This is a genomic window from Streptomyces mayteni (genome assembly GCF_054783955.1).
The window spans coordinates 1-5,179 of sequence record NZ_BAAGPR010000218.1; the positions used below are offsets into that span (position 1 = coordinate 1).

Annotated in this window: 5 protein-coding genes and 2 pseudogenes; 3 read left to right on the forward strand and 4 right to left on the reverse strand. The window is 73.5% G+C overall.

The window, feature by feature from the left end; all coding sequences use genetic code 11:
• Together ACYVPE_RS39195 and ACYVPE_RS39200 are read right to left on the reverse strand one after the other, a co-directional pair.
• Positions 1-523, reverse strand: a pseudogene (locus ACYVPE_RS39195) (SUKH-4 family immunity protein); the annotation flags it as partial.
• A gap of 5 nt (positions 524-528) precedes the next feature.
• Positions 529-1,503: an SMI1/KNR4 family protein gene (locus ACYVPE_RS39200; protein ID WP_461038627.1), complete on the reverse strand. Its 975-nt coding sequence runs from the start codon at positions 1,501-1,503 to the stop codon at positions 529-531.
• Positions 1,504-1,660: 157 nt separating this feature from the next.
• On the opposite strand from ACYVPE_RS39200, the pseudogene ACYVPE_RS39205 reads away from it, so the two are divergent.
• Both ACYVPE_RS39205 and ACYVPE_RS39210 read left to right on the forward strand, forming a co-directional pair.
• Positions 1,661-2,014, forward strand: a pseudogene (locus tag ACYVPE_RS39205) (YwqJ-related putative deaminase); the annotation flags it as partial.
• Positions 2,015-2,110: 96 nt separating this feature from the next.
• Positions 2,111-2,578: an SUKH-3 domain-containing protein gene (locus tag ACYVPE_RS39210; RefSeq protein WP_461038631.1), complete on the forward strand. Its 468-nt coding sequence runs from the start codon at positions 2,111-2,113 to the stop codon at positions 2,576-2,578.
• Positions 2,579-2,582: 4 nt separating this feature from the next.
• On the opposite strand, the gene ACYVPE_RS39215 is transcribed toward ACYVPE_RS39210, so the two are convergent.
• Positions 2,583-3,623 carry a nucleoside triphosphate pyrophosphohydrolase gene (locus tag ACYVPE_RS39215; protein WP_461038628.1) on the reverse strand — a complete coding sequence of 347 codons (1,041 nt, stop codon included), beginning with the start codon at positions 3,621-3,623 and terminating at the stop codon, positions 2,583-2,585.
• 85 nt (positions 3,624-3,708) lie between these two features.
• Entirely contained in the window at positions 3,709-4,383 is a 675-nt protein-coding gene (locus ACYVPE_RS39220; protein ID WP_461038629.1) for a SurA N-terminal domain-containing protein, read from the reverse strand.
• A 396-nt stretch (positions 4,384-4,779) separates the two neighbouring features.
• Here ACYVPE_RS39220 and ACYVPE_RS39225 point away from each other — a divergent pair.
• Positions 4,780-5,179 (forward strand): ABC transporter ATP-binding protein (locus tag ACYVPE_RS39225; protein ID WP_461038630.1); only part of this gene is annotated, 400 nt, incomplete at its 3' end.

The following is a 5,179-nucleotide window of genomic DNA, read 5'->3' on the forward strand; positions in this document are numbered from 1 at the left end:
CGGCGCCTTCGGCGCCGGTGGCGCCGGCCGGTGCCCAGGGGCGGCCGATCGGTGGTGGGGTGGGCGGCGGCACGACCGGCCCGCCACCGCCACCGCCGCCGTCACTGCCGTCACCGGTGCGACCGGCGCCTTCGGCGCCGCCCGCGCCGCCCGCGCCGCTCGCCTCGTCCGCCACGTCCTGGAGCCACTGCGGCGGCGTCAGCAGGAAGGACGTCGCGTGGAGGTCCACCCGCTCGTTCGCCGGCTCCGCCGGCCCCGCCGCGTCCTCGGGACCGCCGCCGTACTCCTCCTCGTACCGCTGGATGACCTCGGTGACCGGCAGCGCCGGCCACAGCGTGGTGTCCCCGCTGTCCCGCGCTATCACCAGCAGCCCGCCGCCGAGGGGGTGTCCCGCCGGGTCCTCGGCCCAGGCCACGAAGCCGAGCGCGAACTCCCGCACCCGCACCTCGCGGCGCGGCTCGCCGCCGGGGCCGCCGTTGACCCACCGGTCGGCGCGGTCCTGAGCCTGCGCGAACGTCACCATCCCGCTCACCCCTCCACCGGAACGGCGCGCGCGAAACCGCCGTCCACCATCAGCTTCGCCACCGTCTCCAGCTCCGGCGGGTTGCCGGCCAGTCGCAGCAGGAAGTCGTCGAAGTCGGCCCCGCACGGCAGCAGCAGCTCCGTGACCCGCTGGGCGATGCCCAGGCCGTCGCGGTCCCTGACGTCGTCGTAGGGGCAGAGCCAGACGGAGCCCAGGTCCTCGCCGCGAACCTTGACCGCGACGATCCCGCCGTGCACGAAGGCGACGCCCAGGTAGTCCTTGGTGAGGTGGTCCCGCAGGCACTTGTTGATGTAGACCACGTCGTTGACCGCCGCCTCCTCGCGGAGCGTGAAGAACGGCTGGTCGATCAGCAGGCCGAGCTCGGCGTCGAGCGCCACGCCGACCGGCGCGCAGCCGCCCGCGGCCTTGAGGAACGAGCGGTAGGCGTCGGGCAGCCGGTAGCCGAGCTTGTCCTCGGCGGACCGCACCCGGTCCTCGGGGACCGCGACCGAGTACGGCACCTTGAAGTGGACCGGGCGCGGCTCGGTGAGCGGCCGGGTGCCGCGCTTGCTCTGGTCGACGTCGGTGGTCGCCAGGCCGCCGTGGTGCCGCAGCAGCGCCTTGACCTCGACCGGCACCAACTCGAGGCGCCGGGAGTTCGCGACGTGGTGCCAGGTCCAGCCGTGCGGCGTGGCCACCGGCGGCAGGTCGGCCCACAGTTCGTGGCCGGCGACGTGCAGCGCGGCGTTCGCGGAGACGTAGTCCGTCAGCCGCAGTTCGTCGACCCCGAAGCCGTCCGGCGGCTCGGTGATCTCGGCCGCGGCTCTCGCGTACGGGGAGAAATCAGGGTAACCCTGTGCGTCCACCCGTATCCCCTGTGGGAAGCGGGCGGCTCGCACAGGGTCGGGAAACTGCACCACCTGTCCGGCATACGCCCGGTTCGGTGGGGTGGACTGCTGCCCGATCCGCCCAGTCATCATGGCGTAAACGTCCCCTGCCGCATTCATCACGCTGTACGCGCACAGCCTATGGGGTCGCGTCGACGGTGGCACGATCGTACTCGTGATAACGGATTCTCACGCCTCGGCGCCGGGCGAGCCCGGCCGACACCGGCGCGGCGCGGCGCCGCCGCCGCCCGTGCTGCTGCACCGCCGCGACGGCATCCTGCCCACCACCGCCGCCGCCCTGTCACTGCCGGAGAGCGGTGCGCTGACCGGCACCGCGACCCGCGCCGCCGAGGCGCCTGAGCTGCACCAGGTCGTCGAGGACGTCTACGACGCGCTCGGCCCGGCACAGCGCGAACGGCATCTGGGCCGCTGCCCCGAGGCGTCGCTGCTCTCCCGCCACCTGCACCAGGTCGGGGCCGCCGACCTGGCGGAGGCCAGAGAGGCGCTGCGGGACGCCGGCATCACCACCCGGCACATCCGTGAGGACGGCGACCCCGAGCACGGCAGTTACGCGCCGCACTGCCGTTCCTGCGCGGTGCTGATCGCCCGCCTCGGGGTGCGCAGCTTCAGCGCGACGCCGCTGGTCGACGACGCCGTCGGGGGAGCGGGCGGTCCCGCGGCCGGGGCGCCGTGGGGGGAGGTGGACGCCGAGGCGGCGCTGACGGCGGCCGGTTGGCAACCGGGGCGGCTGCACACGGCGCAGGCCGAGCGGTGGGCCGACGCGCTCAGCGGGCACCGGTCCCCGCACGGGCATCCGCACCACCTGTTTCCGGCCGCGTTCGAGGCATGGGCCGAGTTGGGGTCCGTGACGCTGCGGCCGACCGGCCCCGGTCTCGAACTCGCGGCCGGCACCGTGGTGATCGACCCGCTGCTCGGCCGGCACTGGGCGCGCACCCTGGGCGAGTTGGGGCGCGCGTTGGACACGGAGCTGTGCCCGCTGGGCGCCGAGGGCGGCGGCACCGCCCTGCTGGCGGTGGACCGGCAGGGGCGGCTCTACTGCGTCGACCACACGGGCGACTGGTATCTGGGGCACGACGTGCTGACCGGGCTCAGCACGTTACTGACCGGGATCCGCCCGCACCGTCTGGTGCCGCCCGACCTCGACTGAGGCCCTACCGGTCCGCCGGCCGTTCCGCCGGCCGTTCCGCCGGCCGTTCCGCCGCGCGGATCGTGTCGCGGTAGGCGCGGGCCGCGCCGCGCAGCGCGGTCTCCGGGTCGACGCCGGCCGCCTCCGCCTCGGCGGCCAGCGCGAGCAGGCGGTAGCCGTAGTCGCCGTCCCGCCCTGCCTGCTTGGCGGGCCCCGGCACCGGCAGGCCGGCGCGGCGGGCGCGGGCGGTGAGCTTGGCGGCCAGGGCGAGGCCGGGCTGGGAGAGCGGCACGCCGTCCGTCACCGACTCGCGTCGCTTCTCCGCGGCCTTGGCGGCGAACCAGAGCGCCTTGACGTCCTCGGGCGTCTCGGCGTGCGCGTCGCCGAAGACGTGCGGGTGGCGGCGGACCAGCTTGGCCACGATGCCGGCGGCCACGTCGTCGATGTCGAAGGGGGTCTCGGGGTCGTCCTCGGCGATCCTGGCGTGGAAGACCACCTGGAGGAGCACGTCGCCGAGCTCCTCCCTGATCTCCGCCGCGTCGCCCGACTCGACGGCCTCGACCAGCTCGTAGACCTCCTCGACGCCGTATCGGGCGAGCCCGGCGCTGGTCTGCGTCGCGGACCAGGGGCACTCGGCGCGGATCCGGTCCATCACCTGGACCAGGTCGAGCAGCCGCGCGCCCGGCAGGTCGTAGGAGCCGGGCAGCAGTTCGAGGGCGGGCAGGGCGGTGACCCGGCCTGAACCGGCAAGCGCCGCCAACTCCTCGGTGAGCCGCGGCTCACCGTCGGCGGCGGACAGCACCACCACGGAACGGCCGCCGGCGCAGGCCGCCACCAGCTCGGTGGCGGCCGGGTCCCGGGTCTCGACCGTGACGCCCGCGTCCTTGAGGTAGGGGAGCTGCGGGTGCCAGGCGTCCCGGCAGAGCACCAGGTCGGCGCCGCGCAGCTCCTGCCAGGCCGGCCAGGACAGCAGGCCGGGGGCCACCCGGTGGGTGGTGGTCAGCAGCACGACGCGGCCGGCGTCGCCGTCGCCCGCGGGCGTGCTCGTCTCGTCGTCGGTCGTCACGCGTTCGAGCGTAACGGGCCGCCCCGGCGGGTCAGCGCCTGCGCCGGGAGGGCCCACGCCGAGAGGGCCCACGCCGGGCCAGGGCCTACGCCGGGTCGATCACCGGCAGGTCGTCGACCTGCTCGCCGCTCCGCAGCCACGGCTCGTCCGCCGCGACCAGCATCACCTGGGCGGCGTCCCACTCGCCGAACCGCGGGTTGATGTCCACCCCGACGCGGTTCGCGGTGCGGGCCAGCTCGTCGATGAACAGCTGCTGGCCGTTCGGGTCCATATCGGCGCCGATCCGCTGGGCGAGGCCCTGGAAGAGCAGTTGGCTGCGGATCGTCGCGTCGATCTGGTCGTCGCCGGCCAGCGGGACGCCGCCCTGCGGCATCAGCGCGGCCTGCCGCAGCTGCTCCTCGCCGCCGATGTTGGCGACGACGTTGGCCCGCTCCTCCTGCACCTGCCGGCGGGTCACCTCGACGCCGGCGTCGGCGGCGGCCTGCTCCAGGACCTCCATGTACACCAGGGAGTTGACCGTCTGCTGGGTCAACCCGGCGCTGGTGGAGATCAGTTCGTCCGCGTTGGGCTGCTCGCGCTGGGCGTCGCGCACCGCGTCCACCTGTGCCTGGACGGTGGCCAGCGAGATGCTCCGGTCGCCCACGACGGCCGCTTCGCCGGGGTGGGCGTCCGTGGAACAGCCGGTCAGCATCGGGGTGGCGGCGAGCAGCGCGACGGCGGCGGCGGATACGGACAGCGCGGACGTACGGCGACGCTTCACTTGAGCACTCCCGTGTGCTGATGATCCGGTCGGTCGATGGCTGCTCGATCTTATGCAGACGAAGCGGCGAAGACCAGGTCATCGTCACCCGCACCGTGGGGGCCACGCCCGGGTGAACCGCCGGTGAACGTTCGGCGGCCCCTCACCATCCTGCCGGCGCCCTGCCCGCACCGACCGGACGCGGTGCCGCCGCGATGTGACCCTTCCCCTACGGGAGGGCGCACCCTTGGCCAGGGGTCCCCTAGGGGTAAAGCGCGACTTTCTCCGACCCCAGGGTCGTCCTTGGGGGCGACGCGGAGCCGCCGGGGGTTGCCTAGGCTCTGGGGTGAAATCGCGCAGGGGTCCGAAAAGAACCGAATCCATACTCTTCGCTTGACTCTCAGAAGGAGACGGAACGTGACAACGGCTGTAGTGAATCCGACGACCGGGGGCAGCGGAGGGCACTCGGCCGTGGCCGCGCGAGCGGAGGGCGTGGTCAAGTCGTACGGCTCGAACGAGACCCGGGTGGTCGCCCTGGACAACGTGTCGATCGACATCGAGCGCGGTGGCTTCACGGCGATCATGGGGCCTTCGGGTTCTGGCAAGTCGACGTTGATGCACTGTCTGGCGGGTCTGGACACGGTGACGAGTGGGCGGATCTGGATCGGGTCGACGGAGATCACCGGTCTCAAGGACAAGAAGCTCACCAAGCTGCGGCGTGACCACATCGGGTTCATCTTCCAGGCGTTCAACCTGCTGCCCACGCTCAACGCGATCGAGAACATCACGCTCCCGATGGACATAGCCGGCCGCAAGG

Bases quoted from the DNA above. Each gene is read 5' to 3' on its own strand.
- ACYVPE_RS39200 (WP_461038627.1), bottom strand. From the start codon at position 1,503: ATGATGACTGGGCGGATCGGGCAGCAGTCCACCCCACCGAACCGGGCG.